The organism is Gillisella vitis, assembly GCF_001541345.2.
In the GTDB taxonomy this organism is placed as follows: Bacteria; Pseudomonadota; Alphaproteobacteria; order Rhizobiales; family Rhizobiaceae; genus Allorhizobium; species Allorhizobium vitis.
On record NZ_LMVL02000001.1, the window covers coordinates 543,316 to 562,058 of the forward strand.

17 protein-coding genes are annotated in these 18,743 nt (G+C 57.8%); 14 read left to right on the top strand and 3 right to left on the bottom strand.

Annotated features, from left to right (window positions below; translation table 11 throughout):
• Positions 1-54 precede the first annotated feature (54 nt).
• The 4 genes from ASB66_RS02345 (at position 55) to ASB66_RS02360 (ending at position 3,719) form a co-directional block, all read left to right on the top strand.
• A complete protein-coding gene (locus tag ASB66_RS02345) occupies positions 55-1,044 on the top strand; it encodes an ABC transporter substrate-binding protein (RefSeq protein WP_060717241.1) in 990 nt (329 codons plus the stop codon).
• A 120-nt stretch (positions 1,045-1,164) separates the two neighbouring features.
• On the top strand, positions 1,165-2,211 hold the full coding sequence (locus ASB66_RS02350) for an ABC transporter permease subunit (RefSeq protein WP_060717563.1): 1,047 nt from the start codon (positions 1,165-1,167) through the stop codon (positions 2,209-2,211).
• Positions 2,201-2,950, top strand: a complete 750-nt coding sequence (locus ASB66_RS02355; protein ID WP_060717242.1) for an ATP-binding cassette domain-containing protein — start codon at positions 2,201-2,203, stop codon at positions 2,948-2,950. The genes ASB66_RS02350 and ASB66_RS02355 overlap by 11 nt, the downstream gene beginning before the upstream one ends.
• Positions 2,951-2,990: 40 nt before the next feature.
• Positions 2,991-3,719, top strand: coding sequence for an SDR family oxidoreductase (locus tag ASB66_RS02360; RefSeq protein WP_060717243.1), 729 nt, complete (start codon positions 2,991-2,993; stop codon positions 3,717-3,719).
• On the opposite strand, the gene ASB66_RS02365 is transcribed toward ASB66_RS02360, so the two are convergent.
• The 3 genes from ASB66_RS02365 to ASB66_RS02375 are packed head-to-tail and all read right to left on the bottom strand — an operon-like array spanning position 3,706 to position 7,053.
• Positions 3,706-5,112, bottom strand: coding sequence for a M20/M25/M40 family metallo-hydrolase (locus ASB66_RS02365; protein ID WP_060717244.1), 1,407 nt, complete (start codon positions 5,110-5,112; stop codon positions 3,706-3,708). The two genes, ASB66_RS02360 and ASB66_RS02365, sit on opposite strands and share 14 nt — an antisense overlap.
• A 43-nt stretch (positions 5,113-5,155) precedes the next feature.
• On the bottom strand, positions 5,156-6,328 hold the full coding sequence (locus tag ASB66_RS02370; protein ID WP_060717245.1) for a PLP-dependent transferase: 1,173 nt from the start codon (positions 6,326-6,328) through the stop codon (positions 5,156-5,158).
• Positions 6,325-7,053: a FadR/GntR family transcriptional regulator gene (locus tag ASB66_RS02375; protein WP_060717564.1), complete on the bottom strand. Its 729-nt coding sequence runs from the start codon at positions 7,051-7,053 to the stop codon at positions 6,325-6,327. The genes ASB66_RS02370 and ASB66_RS02375 overlap by 4 nt, the downstream gene beginning before the upstream one ends.
• A gap of 229 nt (positions 7,054-7,282) precedes the next feature.
• Between ASB66_RS02375 and ASB66_RS02380 the strand changes: the two genes are divergently transcribed.
• The 10 genes from ASB66_RS02380 (at position 7,283) to ASB66_RS02430 (ending at position 18,741) form a co-directional block, all read left to right on the top strand.
• The gene (locus ASB66_RS02380; RefSeq protein ID WP_060717246.1) at positions 7,283-8,902 is read left to right on the top strand and encodes an ABC transporter substrate-binding protein; all 1,620 of its coding nucleotides are present in this window, start codon (positions 7,283-7,285) and stop codon (positions 8,900-8,902) included.
• Between the two features lie 328 nt (positions 8,903-9,230).
• Positions 9,231-10,310 (top strand): ABC transporter permease, encoded by a 1,080-nt coding sequence (locus ASB66_RS02390; protein ID WP_060717247.1) that lies wholly within the window; start codon positions 9,231-9,233, stop codon positions 10,308-10,310.
• An 8-nt stretch (positions 10,311-10,318) separates the two neighbouring features.
• On the top strand, positions 10,319-11,272 hold the full coding sequence (locus ASB66_RS02395) for an ABC transporter permease (RefSeq protein WP_081088971.1): 954 nt from the start codon (positions 10,319-10,321) through the stop codon (positions 11,270-11,272).
• A 7-nt stretch (positions 11,273-11,279) separates the two neighbouring features.
• Positions 11,280-12,296 carry an ABC transporter ATP-binding protein gene (locus ASB66_RS02400; protein ID WP_234612902.1) on the top strand — a complete coding sequence of 339 codons (1,017 nt, stop codon included), beginning with the start codon at positions 11,280-11,282 and terminating at the stop codon, positions 12,294-12,296.
• On the top strand, positions 12,293-13,267 hold the full coding sequence (locus tag ASB66_RS02405) for an ABC transporter ATP-binding protein (protein WP_060717249.1): 975 nt from the start codon (positions 12,293-12,295) through the stop codon (positions 13,265-13,267). The genes ASB66_RS02400 and ASB66_RS02405 overlap by 4 nt, the downstream gene beginning before the upstream one ends.
• 21 nt (positions 13,268-13,288) lie before the next feature.
• The gene (locus tag ASB66_RS02410; RefSeq protein WP_060717250.1) at positions 13,289-14,434 is read left to right on the top strand and encodes a M24 family metallopeptidase; all 1,146 of its coding nucleotides are present in this window, start codon (positions 13,289-13,291) and stop codon (positions 14,432-14,434) included.
• Between the two features lie 116 nt (positions 14,435-14,550).
• Positions 14,551-15,267 carry a FadR/GntR family transcriptional regulator gene (locus ASB66_RS02415; RefSeq protein WP_060717251.1) on the top strand — a complete coding sequence of 239 codons (717 nt, stop codon included), beginning with the start codon at positions 14,551-14,553 and terminating at the stop codon, positions 15,265-15,267.
• Between the two features lie 51 nt (positions 15,268-15,318).
• Positions 15,319-16,827 (top strand): ABC transporter substrate-binding protein, encoded by a 1,509-nt coding sequence (locus tag ASB66_RS02420; protein WP_060717252.1) that lies wholly within the window; start codon positions 15,319-15,321, stop codon positions 16,825-16,827.
• Positions 16,828-16,927: 100 nt separating this feature from the next.
• Positions 16,928-17,875 (top strand): ABC transporter permease, encoded by a 948-nt coding sequence (locus ASB66_RS02425; protein ID WP_060717253.1) that lies wholly within the window; start codon positions 16,928-16,930, stop codon positions 17,873-17,875.
• A complete protein-coding gene (locus ASB66_RS02430; protein ID WP_060717254.1) occupies positions 17,872-18,741 on the top strand; it encodes an ABC transporter permease in 870 nt (289 codons plus the stop codon). The genes ASB66_RS02425 and ASB66_RS02430 overlap by 4 nt, the downstream gene beginning before the upstream one ends.
• The last annotated feature ends 2 nt before the right edge of the window (positions 18,742-18,743 follow it).

Genomic DNA, 18,743 nt, shown 5'->3' on the forward strand with positions numbered 1-18,743 from the left:
AATTGAGTGCTTAATTCACGACAGATGACTGTTTCGATTTGGGAGGAGAGAAACATGGAACGTCGGCATTTTCTTCAATCTGCGACCGCGCTTGCCTTGTCCGCACCGGCTGTTCTGGCGGTGACGCGGGCCCAAGCCGAAAGTAAGAAATTCAAAATCGCGCTCATTCCGGGTCTAACGACCGATGCGTTTTATATCACGATGCACAAGGGCGCAGAAGCCGCAGCTGCTGCCATCGGCGCGCAGATCATCTTTCAAGGCGCCCCGGATTTCAATCCGGTCACGCAGGTTCCTGTCCTTGATGCGGTCATTGCCAAAAAGCCGGACGCCATTCTCATCGCACCTACCGATACGACCCAACTGGTACAGCCGCTCAAAAAGGCTGCAGATGCCGGTATTCCGCTGATCACGGTCGATACATTCATCGGGACCGGTGACTATCAAACAGGCGCAGGGGACGGGGACTTTCCGTTATCCTATATCGCATCGGACAATGTTCTGGGCGGCGAAATTGCAGCGCGCGCTCTGGCGTCGGCCATTGGTGACAAAGGCAAGGTCTACGTATCCAACGTCAAGCCCGGCGTGTCGACGACGGATCAGCGGGAGCAAGGGTTCAAATCCGAGATGGCCAAACATCCCGGCATCACGGTTCTCGAAACGCAGTTCAATGACAATGACGCCAACAAAGCCGCATCTCAGCTCCAGGCGGTCTACGCCCGCAATCCAGATTTGGCTGGCGTATTCGGTGCTAATCTGTTTTCCGGGCTTGGATCGGCGAACGGTGTCCAGCAGGCTGGTCAATCCGGCACAATCAAGGTTGTGGCTTTCGACGCCCCAGGGTCGGTGGTGGATAATCTAAAGTCCGGCCTCATCGATTTTGCAATCGCCCAGCATCCTGCGGAAATCGGGTATTACGGGGTGATCTCCGCCTATGCGCACCTGACCGGGCAGTCCATCCCCACCAAGATTGGGACAGGCTTTACTGTCATTAAAAAGAGCAACGTGACGGATCCAGCCGTCGCTCGGTTCATCTACGCTGAATAGACCTCCACGGCCTCGTTAAAACGTCAGCCAAGCTGATTGGACGCCAGGATAAGGCTTTCAAGTCCCTTCATTGACAGTTGACCAGAACTCAGGATGGAATTCATGCTGGAAAACCAGACCATGGCGCCCGAGAACACCCACGCCGTCGCACCTCAGGCAGACCATGCCGACGTCACAAAGACGATCGTGCAGCGTATCGCTCAGTTGCGGGCGTGGGTCTTTCTGGCCGCACTTATTGTGATCTTTGAGATTTGGGCGCAGACAGACTTTGGCGGGACGTTCGTCGGTTCACCCTTCAATTGGCAATCGGTTGCGGTCTTTGCCGTTGCGCCCCTTCTTTTGGCAATCGGCCAGACCTTCGTCATCATCTCTGGCGGCATCGATCTTTCCGCGGGTTTCATTATGGGGCTTGCAGCTGTCGTTGCTGCCCACGCCACCAATTATTTCGGGGTTTTCATGCCGTTGCCGGCTGCGATGGTGTGCGGTATCCTCGTCGCCATCCTTGCAGCGACTATTCCAGGCATCATCAATGGGCTGCTGATTTCCAGGCTGAACGTACCCCCTTTTATCGGCACGCTCGGCATGTTCGGCGTTGCCAGAGGTGCCGCTTTTCTTCTTGCCGGTGGAACGACCGTGCCGGTCAAAAACTCCTACTTCGCGATGCTGGGGAATGGACGGATAGAAGGTATCCCGTATCTCGTTCTGGTAACCGCCGTTTTCGTGTTGCTGATGCATTATATTCTTAGCCAGACACGGTTTGGGCAGCATAATTATGCAATTGGTGCCAATGCCCAGGCCTCACGCCGGGCAGGCATCGATATCAAAGGCCATATTTTGCGGCTTTATATCCTGTCCTCTGTCTGCGCTGGCCTTGGCGGCGCATTATACGCCGCGCGTTTCACGGCAGGCGCTGCCCAGGCTGGCGAACCCTTGCTTCTCGACAGCGTGGCGGCCGTCGTGATTGGCGGTGCCAGCCTGTTTGGCGGCTCTGGAACGATCATCGGAACGGTGGCGGGAGCCCTGGTCATCGCGGTCATCCAGTACGGTCTGGTCTTCATGAATGTTGAGCCATTCTGGCAATTCATTGCCGTTGGCGTCGTCATCATCATTTCCGTTCTTATCGATCAGGCGCAACGCCGCTTCAGTGGAGTCAAACATGCTGAGTAATGTCGCACCCCTTCTTGAAGTTCGAAATTTCTCCCGGTATTTCGGCGCTGTGAAAGCCCTTGATAATTGTTCGCTGACGGTCGGTGCCGGTGAAGTCGTGGCCTTGGCAGGCGACAATGGTGCTGGAAAAACCACCATGATCAAGGCGATATCGGGTGTCTATTCGCCCACGTCGGGTGAAATTCTGATCGATGGCGCCCCGGTTGCTTTTTCCTCGCCGCAGGATGCGCGGGAAAAAGGGATAGAGACGATCTATCAGGACTTGGCTCTCGCCGATAATCTGTCCATTGGCGCCAATATTTTTCTGGGCCGGGAGCCAATGAAACGCGCTTTCGGCTTTATTCCGGTTCTCGACCGCAAGGCGATGGCCAAGGCCGCCGCCGATACGATGGCGCTTCTCGACTTCCACGTGAAGCGGCTGGATGCACCGGTCAGCAACTTTTCGGGCGGACAGCGCCAGGCGGTGGCAATCGGTCGGGCGGTTTACTGGAATGCCAAGATCCTGATCATGGATGAACCGACAGCGGCGCTGGGCGTGCCGGAACAGCGTAAAGTTGTCGCGCTGATCAAATCGCTGAAAGCCCAGGGCAGGGGCGTGATTTTCATCTCCCATAACTTACAGGACATATTCGCGGTATCGGACCGTATCGTTGTCCTGAGACGGGGTATTGTGGCGGGAACGCGCAATATTGCCGATACCAACCACGACGAAATCGTCAAGCTGATGATTGGTGGCTAATCCTAGGAGTCAGCAAGCAAATCAACGCGGGATTATACTCATGTGGGAACTTGATGGTAAAGCAATCCTCGTCACTGGTGCCAGCGGTGGAATCGGCGGCGCGACGGTGAAAAAGTTGAAAGAAGCCGGAGCCAGGGTCTATGCAGCCGGAAGGTCACGAGACGAGCTTGACAAGCTGGCCGCGCAAACCGGATGTGAGACGTTGATTTTCGATCTCACCTCGGAGGACGAAATTCGCAAAGCTGTCGAGGGTTTACCATTATGGGGCGTGGTAAACTGTGGTGGCTTTGGCGGCGAAATCGCCACCCCGCAGGAAACCGATATCTCTATCTTCGACAAAGCCATTGCCATCAATGTGAGAGGCGCGCTTCTCGTCACCAAATACGCATCGCGCTCGATGATCAAAGAAGGCAAGGGGGGCTCGATTGTTAATGTCTCGAGCCAGGCAGCACTGGCGGCATTGCCGGACCATGTCTCCTATGCATCTTCCAAGGCGGCACTTGATAGCATCACCCGTGTCAGCGCGCTTGAACTTGGCAAATACAAAATTCGGGTCAATAGCGTCAATCCCACCGTTGTCATGACGGAGATGTCCGCATTTTATTGGGGCCGCCCGGAGATAGGCGAACCCTTCCTGCAAAAAATGCCGTTGGGACGGTGGGCGACCGTCGATGACATCGCAAAGCCGATCCGCTTCTTGTTGAGTGAGGAGGCGTCAATGATCACCGGTGTCTCTCTCCCCATTGACGGTGGCTTTACAGCCTGTTGATCGCCTCATCGCTCAGGCCGTGTAAGATCCGTACCCAGGATCGGGTGCCTTTATGAAAAGAGGTGAGGTTGTATTTTTCATTGGGTGAGTGAACGCAGTCATCGTCCAGGGAAAAACCAACCAGCAAGGAGTCCATGCCGAGCATGGACTGAAAGCTGCCGACAATCGGGATCGATCCGCCGCCGCCGACAACGATGGCTGGCTTTTGCCATTCCTGTGAAAGAGCCGCCTTGGCCGTGGCGAGGATTGGCGAGTCATAGGGCAATTGAATGGCAGGTGAGGCCCCTTCGGCGTGAAACTCAACCCGGCAATCCCTTGGTAACTTTGAGGTTACATAGGCGCGAAAGCTATCGCGGATTTTTTTTGGGTCCTGTTTTCCCACCAGACGGAAGGATACCTTGGCCATGGCCTCGGCAGCAATCACGGTCTTGAAACCCTTGCCGGTATAACCGCCGGACATGCCGTTGATCTCTGCGGTTGGCCGCGCCCAGAGCAATTCCAGAACGCTCCGGCCTTTTTCGCCTGACGGGACGGAAAGGCCGATATCCGTTAGGAATGCGGTTTGGGTCTTCTCCAGATCCGCCCAGACGGCCTTGATATCGGGCGGTGTTTCGTCAACGCCATTGTAAAAGCCGGGTAGAGTCACGGCACCGGTTGCGTCATGCAGGCCAGCCAAAATATCGCTCAACACATGCAGCGGATTGGCTGCAACGCCGCCATATCCGCCCGAATGGAGGTCGCGGCTGGCGGCCTTGATGGTGATTTCCTCGCCGACCAGACCGCGCAGGCTGGCGCAGATCGCCGGTGTATGCGCGTCCCACATGCCGGTGTCGCAGACCATGGCAAAATCGGCCTTCAATTCCTGGGCATTGGCTTCGAGAAAAGGCTGAAGCGATGGTGATCCCGATTCCTCCTCGCCTTCGAAGAGAATGGTAACGCGCACCGGCAGCCCGCCCTTGGTGTCCTTGAAGGCGCGTAAAGCCTCGATGAAGGTCAACAGCTGTCCCTTGTCATCCGACGTACCGCGTCCGGTGATGATTTTCTCTCCGGTTGCACTGTCGCGGATGGCTGGGTCGAACGGGTCGTTCTGCCATAAGTTCAGCGGGTCGACCGGCTGAACATCATAATGGCCGTAGAACAGCACATGCGGGCAGTCCGCGTCCTGTCCTTCATGATGGGCAACCACCATCGGATGACCTGACGTGTCGCGCACGGATGCTGCAAAGCCTATGCCCGTAAGATATGCCGCTAGAAATTGCGCAGCCTTGCGGCAATGCGGGCTATAGGCCGGATCGGTGGAAATCGAGGGAATACGCACCAGATCGAACAGTGTTTCCAGACTGGAGGGTAGATTGTCATCGACACGGGCGAGGACGGTTTCAAGATCGGTCATGGGTGGATTTCCAGTCGATGGTAGGATGGATGTTTGCAACGGATCAGTCTGTTCGGGCCGCCGCCATCGCCGCCTGCAAATCGCTCCACAGTGCCTCCGTCCCCTCAAGCCCGACATGGAGACGCACAGACAGCGGATCGACGCCGAAGGCATCCGCGAAACTCGGCGGAGCTTTCTGGTTGGCCACCACATCGCCAGGGACGACAAGGCTTTCGTGACCACCCCAGCTGACGCCCAGTTTGAACAGTTTCAAATGATCGCAGAAGGTTTGAATATGGATGACATCCTTGAAGATGAAGGAAAACAGCCCGGACGTGCCATGCAGGCCCGGCGGCAAGCCATTGTTCAGCGCCGGATGGCAGACTTTTTCGACGATATCGAGCGCTTGCAAGCGATGGGCAATCTCCAGCGCCGAGGCCTCATGCGCCTTCATGCGGATCGGCAATGTGCGCATCCCCCGGATCAGCAGCCAGGCATCGAAGGGAGACAGTTTTCCACCGAGATAGGGCAGAGTTTCATTGCGGATACGATTGATCAGCGCCTTGGGACCGGCCACCACCCCGGCGACAACATCGCTGTGACCGCCGAGATATTTCGAGGCCGAATGCAGGACAAGATCGACGCCGAGCGATAATGGCTTTTGGAAAACCGGGCTTGCCCAGCTGTTGTCAATCACCGACAACACGCCGTGCTGTTTGGCAAGAGCGGCAAGCGCGCCAACATCATGGGCGTCCATCACCCAGCTGGTCGGGCTTTCCAGATAGAGAAGCTTTGCGCCCGGCAGCGCCTTGGCCACGGCATCCTCATCGCGGCCATCCACGTAAGTCACCTCGATGCGCATGCGTTTCAGCATGGTTTCAAAGAACCTGAAGGCATCGGGATAGAGATGGCGAACGGCAACGACCCGATCTCCTGGCTCGACAAAGCTTAGGACGGTCGAGGATATCGTCGCCATGCCACTGGCAAAACCCAGCGCATCCTCGGCACCTTCCAGTTTGGCCAGCATATCCTCAAAAATCCGCACGGTCGGATTGAGCCCGCGTGAATAGACCGGGCGGATTTTTTCGCCGCGATAGGTTGCGACCATCTCGTCATAATCACTGAAAGTGAACAGCGAGGTCTGAACAATCGGCGGCACCACCGCATCATAAGCATTGGCCTCATCATGCGCCGTAATCAGCGATGCCTGTTGCAGATAATCGAGAGCGTCGCTCATTTGGACATTTCCTTGATGTCTTCTTCCACCACGGCAAGAATTTTGAGGGTTTCGCGGCGGGCCGCTTCACTATCCTGATCGGCAATGGCGCTGAACAAGGTGCGATGATAGGGAAAGGAGCGGCGGGCAAAATCCGGCCTGTCAAAAGGCTTATGCCAGAAGCGCTCGAAGGCTTCGCGCATCTGCTCCAGAAGCTGTTTGAACAGCGGGTTATGCGTGGCATCGTAGATTGCCACATGGAACGCCAGATCCTCCTTGCCGGATGTTCCCTTGGCCAGATGCACCCGCTCCATTTCGTCGAGCTTTTCCTCGATGATCCGCAGATCCTCTTCCGTTCGGCGCATCGCAGCCAAGGCTCCGGCCTCGACTTCAATGCCGCGACGCACTTCCAGCGTTTGCAAAAGAGCGTCGCGTAAATTCACCGTCTCCAGCATCAACGGCATGTGGACCGTCGCAGCACTCACAGGCTGCAAAAGATAGGTTCCACTGCCTTTTCGGGTCTCCACCACGCCCAAAGCCTGAAACCGCCCGATCACTTCACGCACTGTTGAACGACCCACGCCGAGCGCGTTCATCAATTCGCGTTCTGTCGGCAGGCGATCTCCACGCTTGAGACCGGCCTTGTTGATATAGCCGACCATGGCCCCACTCACCTGCTGAACACGGTCCAGCGGTGGCAGTGCGGCGATATGTTGGGTGTCGTTCAGCGCGTTTCCGGTGCGCATCGTCATTGATATTTCTTCCTCCTGCCGACCGCTTGACAATTGGTCTGACATCTTAGCAGTATGCCGCCCACGAACAATGTCAAGGCGACCGAAGGGGCATTTGGCCACTCCAAAAACTGAATTTCATCGTAGCGGATACGGTGAAAGAAACGAAAACTACAATTCATCCGCACAGATAAAAAATGAGGGTGCCGCAAAGGCGCGAACAAACAAACTGGGGATTAAAGGCATGAAATTTCGTCTATTCGGCGGAGCTGTGGCCGTGTCGGTTGCGGCTTTGCTCACCAGCCCGGCTGTTGCTTTTGAAGGCAGAAGCGTTGTGGCACCCGATTGCAATTATGGCGGCAAGATCAAGTCCATCGTGGCGACCGATGAACACACGGTAACCTTCTCGATGTGCTCGCCTGATCCGGCCTTCAAAGCCAAGGCGGCCTTCGTACCCTTCGGTATCCAGCCCGCCAAGCATATCGAAGAGGCTGGACCGAAGAAAAAGCTGCTCGAAAATCCGATCGGCACCGGGCCGTTCAAACTGGAAAGCTGGAATCGCGGCGATTCCATCACCATGACGCGCAATGAGAATTATTGGGGCGCCAAACCGGCTTTCGACAAGCTGGTGTTTCGCTGGAACCAGTCCGGCGCGGGGCGCCTGAATGAATTGCGCTCCGGCACCGTCGATGAAATCACCAATATCAGCCCTGATGATTTCGACAGCGTCAAGAATGATCCGGACCTGCAATTCCTGCCGCAGGAAAGCCCGAATATTCTCTATCTCGGCATGGTCAATACCGCCAAGCCCTTCGACAATGAGAAGGTGCGCCAAGCCATTGCCATGGGCATCGACCGTCAGCGCATCGTCGATAATTTCTATCCGAAGGGCTCGGTTGTCGCCACCCATTTCACCCCCTGTTCGCTGCCCAATGGCTGCGCGGGCAAGGATTGGTACGGGTTCGATGCCACTGCTGCCAAGAAACTGCTGGCCGATGCCGGTTTCCCGAATGGCTTCAAGACCAAGATCTACTACCGCGATGTGTTCCGCGCTTACCTGCCGGAACCAAGCGTCGTGGCCGTCGAGTTTCAGACGCAGCTGAAGAAAAATCTCGGTATCGACGCGGAAGTGGTTCCGATTGAATCGGGCAAATTCATCGATGATACCTCGGCAGGCCGGATCGATGGGCTCTATCTGCTGGGCTGGGGCGCGGACTATCCGCATGTCACCAACTTCCTCGATTATCACTTCGGCAAGACATCGAAAATGTTCGGCACCACTTTCCCGGAAATTACCGAGGGGCTGACCAAGGGCGGGACGATCGCCGAGACAAAGACAGCCGAACCGGTCTATGCCGCCGTCAATGATGCCATTCGTAAGCATGTGCCGATGGTGCCGATCGTCCACGGCGCTGCTGCCTATGCTGCCAGGGCAACCTTGAAGAATGCCATCGTCCGCCCCTTCGGTTCACCGCTGTTGCAGGATTCCGATCCGGGCAAGGATACGTTGGTCTTCATGCAGAATGCCGAGCCGATCAGCCTCTATTGCGGCGACGAAACGGATGGCGAAACGCTGAATGCCTGCACGCCGATTACGGAAGCGCTGCTGGATTACGCAAAGGACAGTGGCGATATTGTTCCCGCTCTGGCCACCAGCTGTGATGCCAATGCGGATTCGACCGTTTGGACCTGCAAGCTGCGGACCGGCGTGAAATTCACCGACGGCTCTGATTTTACCGCCAATGATGTGGTGGTATCCTGGGCGGCGGGCATTGATGCTTCCAATCCGGCCCATGTCGGCAATACCGGCTCCTTCGACTATTTCTCCTCCCTGTGGGGCGGGTTGATGAACGCGAAGAAGTAAACATGAGGATTTCGACGCTTCGGGCTAGGCGTAAATGTCTGGCCCGTCATGTCTGACGGGGTCGTTTTTATATGCCGTTTACCCCCCTCTGTCCTGCCGGACATCTCCCCCTCAAGGGGGGAGATCGATGCGTGGTTTGCCCCTCGCTCGAATCTCATGCATCGAAACTTGCTTCATATCCAATGAAGCGGGTGGGCTGAGACCATCTGATCTCCCTCCTTGAGGGGGAGATGCCCGGCACGGCAGAGGGGGGGTCCTGGCGCAGTCGCCTATCGATGACATCTGACAAACCAAACGGCGCTGTAAAATCTGGTAATGAGGACCTGAAATGCTTGGATATGCAGCCAAACGCCTGCTGATTTCCATCCCGGTGATTTTTGGCATCCTGATCGTGACTTTCGCGCTCGCCCGGCTGATCCCCGGCGATCCCTGCAAGGCCATGCTGGGAGAGAAGGCCACCGCCGAGACCTGTGCCGCCTTCATCACGCGCTACGGCTTCGATAAGCCGCTGCCGACGCAGTTTTTCATTTATATGGGCGATATGCTGCGGGGTGATTTCGGCACATCGGTGCGCTTTTCGCGGCCTGTGACGCAGATCATTATCGAGCGTCTGCCGATGACCGCCGAACTTGCGGTTCTGGCGCTGATCACCGCGACCATTATCGGTGTCGGGCTCGGCGTTATCGCCGCCCGCCGTCATAATTCCGCAGCCGATGTTGGCACCATGATTGTTGCCAATGCCGGCATTTCCATGCCGGTGTTCTGGCTGGGGCTGATGCTGGCCTATCTGTTCGGGGTGATGCTGCGCGGTACGCCCTTCTGGCTGCCGCCATCCGGACGGCTTTCCGCCGGTGTCAATTCCATTCCCTTTTACGAGGTCTGGCACTGGCAATTGGCGGCGGATAGCGGCTGGAGCAAGGTGCTCGAATTCTTCTCCAACTTTTATATTCTGAACGCCTTGATTACCGGCAACTGGACGGTGTTCTGGGATGCGATACGTCATATGATCTTGCCCGTCATGGCGCTGTCTACCATTCCGATGGCGGTGATTGCCCGCATGACCCGCTCCTCGCTGCTGGATGTGCTGGGGCGTGATTATGTCCGCACCGCCCGGGCCAAGGGCGTGCCCGAAAAACGTGTGGTCAGCGAACATGCGCTGGGCAATGCGCTGTTACCGGTTGTCACCATTCTGGGCTTGCAAATGGGCGCCCTGCTCAGTGGCGCCGTGTTGACCGAAACCGTTTTTGGCCTGTCCGGCGTGGGGCGTATGCTGGTGGAGGCGATATTTGCGCGGGACTATCCTGTCGTGCAGGCCTTCACGGTGATGATTGCCGTGTCCTACGTGGCCATCAACCTGCTGGTGGACCTTTCCTACACCTATCTCGATCCCCGCATTCGCCCACAATAGGACAGTTCATGACGCGCTTGAATAGTGTATCGGCCAGTGCAGCAGAGGCCATTCTTGAAGATGGCCTGATTGGTGAACCGGTCGCCCAATGGCGGAGAACCTGGGGACGGCTGCTCAGGCTGCGCTCCGGGCAGGTCGGGTTGTTCATCATTGGCATGCTGATCCTGATTGCCATTTTCGCACCGGTACTGGCCCCTTACGATCCCGATCAGGTGTTGATCGGGGTCGAGCAGGTCAAGCGCCGCGAGCCGCCCTGTGTGCATCTGCTTGGATGTGACGCCAGCCGTCCGCAGCACATCATGGGTGTCGATGGCAATGCCCGCGATTCCTTCTCGCGTATCCTGTATGGTACGCGCGTCAGTCTGGTGATTGGCCTGACCACCGTCACCTGCGCGCTGTTCTTTGGCGTGCTGCTGGGGGCGATTGCCGGGTATTTTCGGGGCTGGGTGGACAATATCATCATGCGGATCATGGATGTGATCCTTGGTTTTCCGTCGCTGCTGCTGGCCATTGCCATTGTTGCGGTTCTGGGGCCGGGCATTCGCAATGCATTGCTGGCCATCTCCATCGTCTCGGTTCCCGCCTATGCCCGCGTCACCCGTGCCAGCGTGCTGTCGGTGAAAACCTTTGATTTTGTTGCCGCCACGCGGGTGCTGGGTGGCAGCAAATGGCGCATCCTGTTTCGCCGTGTGCTGCCCAATGCCATCACGCCGATTGTGGTGCTGGCAACACTTGGAGTGGCCACCGCCATTCTCGATGCGGCTGGCCTGAGCTTCCTTGGCCTTGGCGCACAGCCGCCGACGCCGGAATGGGGGACGATGCTGGGGGCTGCCCGCAACGAGATCTTTTCCGCGCCGCATCTGGTGTTTTTTCCCGGCCTTGCCATCATGCTGACCGTGCTTGGCTTCAACCTTCTCGGAGACGGGCTGCGTGATGCCCTCGATCCGCGGCTCCATACGTGAGGACAGCATGACCCGGCCTATTCTGGAGATCCGCGATCTCACCACCCATTTCCAAACCCGATCCGGCACCGCCCGCGCGGTCGATAAGGTTTCGCTGTCGCTTGAGGCGGGGCAAACGCTTTGCATTGTTGGCGAAAGCGGCTGCGGTAAATCCATCACCTCCCTAAGCATCATGGGGCTTGTGCCCTATCCCGGCAAAATCATCGGTGGCGAAGTGCTGCTGGATGGGGTCGATCTGCGCAGCATGTCACCGATGGACCTCAGCAAGGTGCGTGGCAACCGGATTTCGATGATTTTTCAAGACCCTTCCTCCTCGCTCAATCCGGTCCACACCGTGGGGCGGCAGATTGCCGAGGCTTACCGCCTGCATAAAAACATGGGTAAGCGCGAAGCCGAGGATGCGGCAATCGCCATGCTGAAAGCCGTCGGCATTCCCGATCCCCAGCGCCGTATGAAGGCCTACCCGCATGAAATGTCCGGCGGCATGGCGCAGCGGGTGATGATTGCCATGGCGCTGGCCTGCCAGCCGGAAGTGCTGATTGCCGATGAGCCGACCACCGCGCTGGATGTGACCATTCAGGCGCAAATTCTGGATTTGATGCGCGATTTGCAGCGCGATTTCGGCACCGCCATCATTCTGATCACCCATGATCTCGGTGTGGTGGCTGAAATGGCCGACCATGTGGCGGTGATGTATGCCGGGCAAGTGGTGGAATTGGCGGATGTGCGAACCCTGTTCAAGTCACCAAAGCATCCCTACACGCAAGCCTTGCTGCGCTCGGTGCCAGTGCTGGGAGAATCCCCTGAGATGCTGGAAGTCATCGATGGCCGTGTGCCGCAATTGACCCATCTGCCGCAGGGCTGTCTGTTCGCGCCCCGCTGTACAGCCCGGCGTGAGGCCAATGAACCGCGCTGTCTGAGCGAAGTTCCGGCGCTCACCGAAATCCAAAAGGCCCATCACTGTCGATGCTGGCTGACCGAACCGGCGACGCTCGCCGGTGAACAAGAGGTTCAGCCCGCATGAGCGCCCTGATCGAAATGAACGGCATCAAAATGGCCTTCGCCGTGACCGGCGGGGCGTTCCAGCGGGTGAAAGGCTATGTCAACGCCGTCAACGATGTGAGCCTCACCATCGAGCGCGGCCGCACGCTGGGTGTGGTCGGTGAAAGCGGCTGCGGAAAATCGACGCTGGCCCGCATCGTGGTGGGTCTGTTTGCGCCGACCGCAGGCGAAATCATCTTTGATGACAAGCAGATTGCCGGACCCGGCATGGGCGTTGATTTCGCCTCCAGCCGCCGCATCCAGATTGTCTTTCAAGACCCCTATTCCTCGCTTGATCCACGGTTGCCGATTGGCGATTCCATTGCCGAAGGCTTGGTGATCCATGGCATTGGCGACAAAGCCAGTCGTCGCAAGGCGGTTGCTGACATGCTGGAACTGGTGGGCCTGCCGCCGCAAGCCGCAGACCGCTATCCGCATGAATTTTCCGGCGGCCAGCGCCAGCGTATCGGCATTGCCCGCGCCCTCATTCTCCAACCGGAATTTCTGGTCTGTGATGAGCCAACCTCGGCGCTCGACGTTTCGGTGCAGGCGCAAATCCTGAACCTCTTGAAGCGGCTGAAAACCCAGCTCAACCTGACCATGATGTTCATTTCCCACAATCTGGCCGTCGTGCGCCACATCGCCGATGATGTGGTGGTGATGTATCTTGGCCATGCGGTGGAACTTGGCCCGGTGGAAGCGCTGTTTACCAATCCGCGCCATCCCTATACCAAGGCCCTTCTTTCGGCGACGTTGATTGCCGATCCTGACCGGCGCGGCGAGCGGATCAAGCTCGTCGGCGAAATGCCGTCTCCGCTCAATCCACCCACGGGCTGTCCCTTCCATCCGCGCTGCACGCTGGCCAACGGCCGCTGCAAGGCGGAAATGCCGCTGATGACCATGGCCGATACCGTCCAGGTGGCCTGTCATGCCGTTGAAGAAGGCCGGGCTTAAATTTTACCAAGGAAACAGACCATGTCCTTTCACACATCTCCACCTAAAATCTCCATGGAAGAGCGGGTTCTCCGGCTGGAGACCCTTCGAAAGACCATGGTGGAAAAGGATATCGGCGCGGTGCTGATCGGCTCTACCGAGAGCCTGCGCTATTTCACCGGGCTGGTCTGGCATGGCAGCGAACGGCTTGTGGGTGCGGTGATTACAGCATCGGAGCTTGTCTATGTGGTGCCGGGCTTTGAGCGCAGCCGGGTGGAGACATTGCCGCATCTTCCCGGCGACATCAGGGTGTGGGAAGAAGATGAAAGCAGCGCCGCCCTTGTCGCGTCCTTCCTGCCACACGGCAGCACGCTCGCGGTGGACGATTCCGTGCCGCTTTTCGTCTACAATGCGCTCAAACGCGAGATAGCAGCCGATCGGTTGATCGATGGCGGACCGTTTCTGCGCGGTCAGCGCCTGCGAAAATCCGCCACGGAAATCGCCATTATCCAATATGCGATGAACCTGACACTGGATGTGCAGCGCAAAGCCCATGCCATGATCCGGCCCGGCATTGCGGCCTCGGAGATCGTGCGCTTTATTGATGACGAACACCGACGCCTAGGCGCCAGCAACGGCTCCAGCTTCTGCATCGTCTCCTTTGGCGAGACCACGTCCCTGCCGCATGGGGCGGATGGCGAGCAATATTACCAGCCGGGCGATGTGGTGCTTGTCGATACCGGCTGCCGCATCGATGGCTATAACTCCGATATCACCCGCACCTATATGCTGGAAGAGCCAACTGCCGAGTTTGCCCGCATCTGGGCGATTGAGCGGGCCGCCCAGCAGGCGGTTTTCGATGCCGCCCGGATTGGCGCGACCTGTGGTAGCCTGGATGATGCCGCCCGTGATGTGCTGACCCGCCACGGCCTCGGCCCGGATTACCAGCTTCCCGGACTGCCTCACCGCGCTGGCCATGGTCTTGGCCTTGAGGGACACGAGGAGCCCTATATCGTGCGCGGCAACACTGTTCGCCTTGAAGAAGGAATGTGCTTTTCCTGCGAGCCGATGATCGTGCTGCCCGGACAATTCGGCCTGCGTCTGGAAGACATCATTTACATGACATCGGATGGGCCGAAGTGGTTTACCCAGCCCGCCAAGGGGCCGACCGAGCCTTGCCCGGGATAAGGACAGTATCTGCCTGCCTAAAATAAAAGCAGAATGAAAAAATATGCAGAGTCGGATTGACTCATCTCTTCGTTCGTCTGAGTATGAACCAATTATCAATTGGTTCGAACCAATGCATGATTGACGATCACGACAATTCCAATCTCGCCCTGAACAAATTGCGTGAACTGCTGAGTTCCCGACGTTTTGCGGCAGGGGAAAAACTGCCGACGGAACGGTCGCTGTGTGAGGAACTTTGCCTTGGCCGCCGTTCGCTTCGCCGCGCCCTAGAGGTTCTGGAAGCCGAAGGGCTCATCTGGCGGCGGCAGGGTTCCGGCACGTTTGCCGGTGCGCGCCCTGACGCATTTGATGACTATGTCGGTGCCCTGGTTGCTGGAACCGACCCGCTGGAAGTCATGGAGGTGCGCCTGCGGCTTGAGCCGCAATTGGCGCAACTGGCGGCTCTGCGGGCCAATGCCGCTGATGTGCAGGCCATGTATGATCTGGTGGGAAAGATCGGCGCCAGCAAGGATGCCGATGGACGTGAGCTTTGGGATGGCGCGCTGCATCGAAAGATTGCCCAATGCGCCGGCAACAGTCTTTTCCTGGCGCTGTTCGATGTGATGAACCGGACGCGGCAGGACCCGGCCTGGCAGGATATTCGTGAGCAGGCGCGGGCGTTTGCTCAAACCCGCCCTGTCACCCATGGCCAGCATCTCGCCATTATCGACCGGATTGCCTCGCGCGACCCGATCGGCGCGGGCGAAGCCATGCGGACCCACCTTCTCACCCTGCAAGAGAGCCTGATCCGCATTACCTCGATCGATACCGCCGTCCACCTCGCAGAGGCATGACGGCCAAGAACGGCCTATCATCAGCATAAAAACAACAATGAGGGGAATGGCATGAAACTGAATAGAGTTTTGACCGCGCTGCTTGTCACTGCCGCTTTTGCCGCACCTGTGATGGCAGCAGACCTGAAGATCGGCTTGTCGGAAGACCCTGACGTTCTCGATCCGGCGCAGTCGCGCACGTTCGTGGGGCGTATCGTCTATACGGCGATGTGCGACAAACTGGTCGATGTCTCGCCCGACCTGAAAATCATCCCGCAGCTTGCCACCGGCTGGGCCTGGAGCGAGGGTGGCAAGGTTTTGACCATGACGCTGCGCCAGGGCGTGAAATTTCACGACGAAACACCCCTCGATGCCGAAGCGGTTGTCGCCACCATCCAGCGCAACATGACCATGCCGGAATCGCGGCGTAAGAGCGAGCTTGCCTCGGTTGAAAAGGTCGAGGCTATCGGCAGCGATACGGTGAAATTCACCCTCAAGGCCCCGGATTCGACGCTGCTGGCGCAATTGTCAGACCGGGCCGGGATGATTGTCTCGCCCAAGGCGGCCAAAGAACTGGGCGCTAATTTTGGCAGCCATCCCGTCTGCGCCGGTCCGTTCAAATTCGTCGAGCGGGTGCAGCAGGACCGGATCGTGCTGGAGAAATTCGCCGATTACTGGAACAAGGATCAGATTTTCATCAACAAGCTCACCTATCTGCCGATTGTCGATAGCACGGTGCGCCTCGCCAATCTGCGCTCCGGCGATCTCGATATGATTGAGCGGGTGGCGCCGACCGATGCCGCCTCCATCAAGTCCGATGGCAAGCTGGACTTTGAACAGGCGGTCGGCGTCGGTTACATGGCGATGTATGTCAATATCGGCAATGGTCCTCGCGCCAATAACCCGCTTGGCAAGGACAAGCGCCTGCGGCAGGCCTTCTCGCTGGCCATTGATCGCGAAGCACTGAACCAGATCGTCTTCGAGGGGACGGCTCTGGCGGGCAATCAGCCATTTCCGCCTGTCAGCCCCTGGTATGACAAGCGGATCCCTGTGCCTGCCCGAGATGTTGAAAAGGCAAAAGCCCTGATCAAAGCGGCTGGATTTGACCGGGTGCCAATCGAACTGCAGGTGTCCAACAGCGCGACAGTGTTGCAGATGATGCAGGTCGTCCAATCGATGGTCGCTGAGGCTGGTTTTGACGTGACGCTGAAGACAATGGAATTTGCCACCATGCTCAATGAGCAGACGGCTGGAAATTACCAGATCAGCCGCTCGGATTGGTCCGGGCGTGTGGACCCGGATGGCAATTTGCATCAGTTCGTCACCTGCAAGGGTGGCATCAACGATACCAAATATTGCAATCCCGCCGTCGATACGCTGTTGAACGAAGCACGTCGGTCCACCGATGACGCCGTGCGCAAGCAGAAATACGATGCGGCCGATGAAATCCTGAACGACGATCTGCCGATCATCTATCTCGGCCATCAGTCTTGGCTTTGGGCGTCCAGCAAGAAGATCACCGGCTTTGTGCCGTCACCGGATGGAATGATCCGCCTGACGGGCATGCAAAAGGCCAATTGAACGCTTGCTTGTCGCCCTGATGATCCTGTCACGGAAGCGATCTTTGTCAGGCGGCGGACCTGTCGCCTGACACAAACGTCTCAATCATCCGGAGACCGTCATGCCCACTTTCCTTGCCCGGCGCCTGTTGCTGGCCATACCGACGCTGCTGATCATTTCTGTCTTCGTTTTTTCGCTGCAAAAGCTTCTGCCGGGCGATCCGGTGCTGATCATGGCGGGAGAAGACCGCGATCCCGCTGTGATGGAAAGCCTGCGCGAGAAATATCACCTGAATGATCCGATGCCCGTTCAATATGCGATGTGGCTTGGCGCTGCGCTGAAAGGCGATCTCGGCATGTCGTTGCGGACCAACCAGCCTGTGCTGGAGCTGATCGGCGAGAAACTGCCCGTCACCTGCCAGCTGGCCATCATGTCGATGATCTTTGCTCTCACCCTCGGCATTCCCCTCGGCATTCTGGCGGCGGTCAAGAAGAATACGCTGATCGATTACCTGGCAAGCGTGGTGGCGCTGTCTGGCCTGTCGATCCCGAATTTCTGGCTCGGCATCATGCTCATTCTGCTGGTTTCGGTCCGGCTCGGCTGGTTGCCAGCCTCCGGCTATCAACCGTTCTTCTCCGACCCATGGATGTCGATGAAAACCATGCTGATGCCGTCTTTCGTGCTGGGCAATGCCTTGGCAGCATCGATCATGCGCCACACGCGCTCGGCCATGCTGGGGGTTCTCAGTTCGGATTATGTGCGCACCGCCCGCGCCAAGGGCATGCCCGAACGTTCGGTCATCCTGTCTCACAGTTTTCGCAATGCGGTTTTGCCCATCGTCACCCTGACCGCCTTGCTGTTTGGCGAATTGCTGGCCGGTGCGGTGCTGACGGAGCAGATTTTCACCATTCCCGGCTTTGGCAAGCTGATCGTCGATGCCGTTTTCAATCGTGATTATGCGGTCGTGCAGGGCGTCGTGCTCTGCACCGCCATCGGCTTCATCCTGATGAACCTGATGGCCGATTGTCTCTATCTTCTTCTCAATCCTCGCATGAGGACCAGCCTATGAACGCCATAAGTGAGGCCGCAACCGCCCCGTCCTACCAATCCGGAAGAGGCTGGCGAAAACTGAAAGCCAACAAGGCGGCGTTGGTTGGCCTTTGCATCATCCTGTTCTTTCTCCTGGTGGCGCTGCTGGCGCCGTTGCTGCCGATTGCCGATCCCCTGGCGTCGAGCTGGTCAGCCATTCGCAAGGCGCCGTCGCTGGCCCACCCATTTGGCACGGATGACCTTGGCCGGGATATCATGTCCAGGATGATCTGGGGGGCGCGGGCCTCGCTGGCCGCAGGGATTTTCTCCGTGGCGATTGCCGCCATCCTCGGCGTTCCGCTTGGCATTCTCTCCGGTTATTTCGGCGGCTGGATCGATATGGTGATTTCCCGCATCACCGAGGCCTTCCTGGCAATGCCGTTTTTGATCATGGCCATCGCTCTTGCCGCTTTTCTTGGGCCAAGCCTGACCAACGCGATGATTGCCATCGGCCTTTCGGCATTGCCAACCTTCATCCGGTTGAGCCGTGGTCAGGTTTTGGCGGTGAAAACGGAAGATTATGTGGAGGGCGCACGCTCCATCGGCCTTGGGCATGTGGCCATCATGAGCCGTTACATCTTTCCCAATATCCTGGCGCCGGTCTTGGTGCAGGCAACGTTGACGGTCGCCACTGCGATCATCGCTGAAGCCAGCCTGTCTTTTCTAGGGCTTGGACAGCAGCCGCCGGCCCCAAGCTGGGGCTCGATGCTGAATGTCGCCAAGAATTTCCTCAGCCAGGCGCCGTGGATGGCCATATGGCCGGGCGGTGCGATTTTTCTCGTCGTCATTGGGTTTAATCTCCTGGGGGATGGGCTGCGTGACGTTCTCGATCCGCGCTCTTCCTGACG

Coding starts and splice junctions, on each gene's coding strand:
- ASB66_RS02365 (WP_060717244.1), bottom strand. CDS start 5,112: ATGACCGATCTTGAAACCGTCCTCGCCCGTGTCGATGACAATCTACCC.
- ASB66_RS02380 (WP_060717246.1), top strand. CDS start 7,283: ATGAAATTTCGTCTATTCGGCGGAGCTGTGGCCGTGTCGGTTGCGGCT.
- ASB66_RS02395 (WP_081088971.1), top strand. CDS start 10,319: ATGACGCGCTTGAATAGTGTATCGGCCAGTGCAGCAGAGGCCATTCTT.
- ASB66_RS02370 (WP_060717245.1), bottom strand. CDS start 6,328: ATGAGCGACGCTCTCGATTATCTGCAACAGGCATCGCTGATTACGGCG.
- ASB66_RS02350 (WP_060717563.1), top strand. CDS start 1,165: ATGGCGCCCGAGAACACCCACGCCGTCGCACCTCAGGCAGACCATGCC.
- ASB66_RS02400 (WP_234612902.1), top strand. CDS start 11,280: ATGACCCGGCCTATTCTGGAGATCCGCGATCTCACCACCCATTTCCAA.
- ASB66_RS02405 (WP_060717249.1), top strand. CDS start 12,293: ATGAGCGCCCTGATCGAAATGAACGGCATCAAAATGGCCTTCGCCGTG.
- ASB66_RS02425 (WP_060717253.1), top strand. CDS start 16,928: ATGCCCACTTTCCTTGCCCGGCGCCTGTTGCTGGCCATACCGACGCTG.
- ASB66_RS02410 (WP_060717250.1), top strand. CDS start 13,289: ATGTCCTTTCACACATCTCCACCTAAAATCTCCATGGAAGAGCGGGTT.
- ASB66_RS02415 (WP_060717251.1), top strand. CDS start 14,551: ATGATTGACGATCACGACAATTCCAATCTCGCCCTGAACAAATTGCGT.
- ASB66_RS02345 (WP_060717241.1), top strand. CDS start 55: ATGGAACGTCGGCATTTTCTTCAATCTGCGACCGCGCTTGCCTTGTCC.
- ASB66_RS02355 (WP_060717242.1), top strand. CDS start 2,201: ATGCTGAGTAATGTCGCACCCCTTCTTGAAGTTCGAAATTTCTCCCGG.
- ASB66_RS02360 (WP_060717243.1), top strand. CDS start 2,991: ATGTGGGAACTTGATGGTAAAGCAATCCTCGTCACTGGTGCCAGCGGT.
- ASB66_RS02375 (WP_060717564.1), bottom strand. CDS start 7,053: ATGCGCACCGGAAACGCGCTGAACGACACCCAACATATCGCCGCACTG.
- ASB66_RS02390 (WP_060717247.1), top strand. CDS start 9,231: ATGCTTGGATATGCAGCCAAACGCCTGCTGATTTCCATCCCGGTGATT.
- ASB66_RS02420 (WP_060717252.1), top strand. CDS start 15,319: ATGAAACTGAATAGAGTTTTGACCGCGCTGCTTGTCACTGCCGCTTTT.
- ASB66_RS02430 (WP_060717254.1), top strand. CDS start 17,872: ATGAACGCCATAAGTGAGGCCGCAACCGCCCCGTCCTACCAATCCGGA.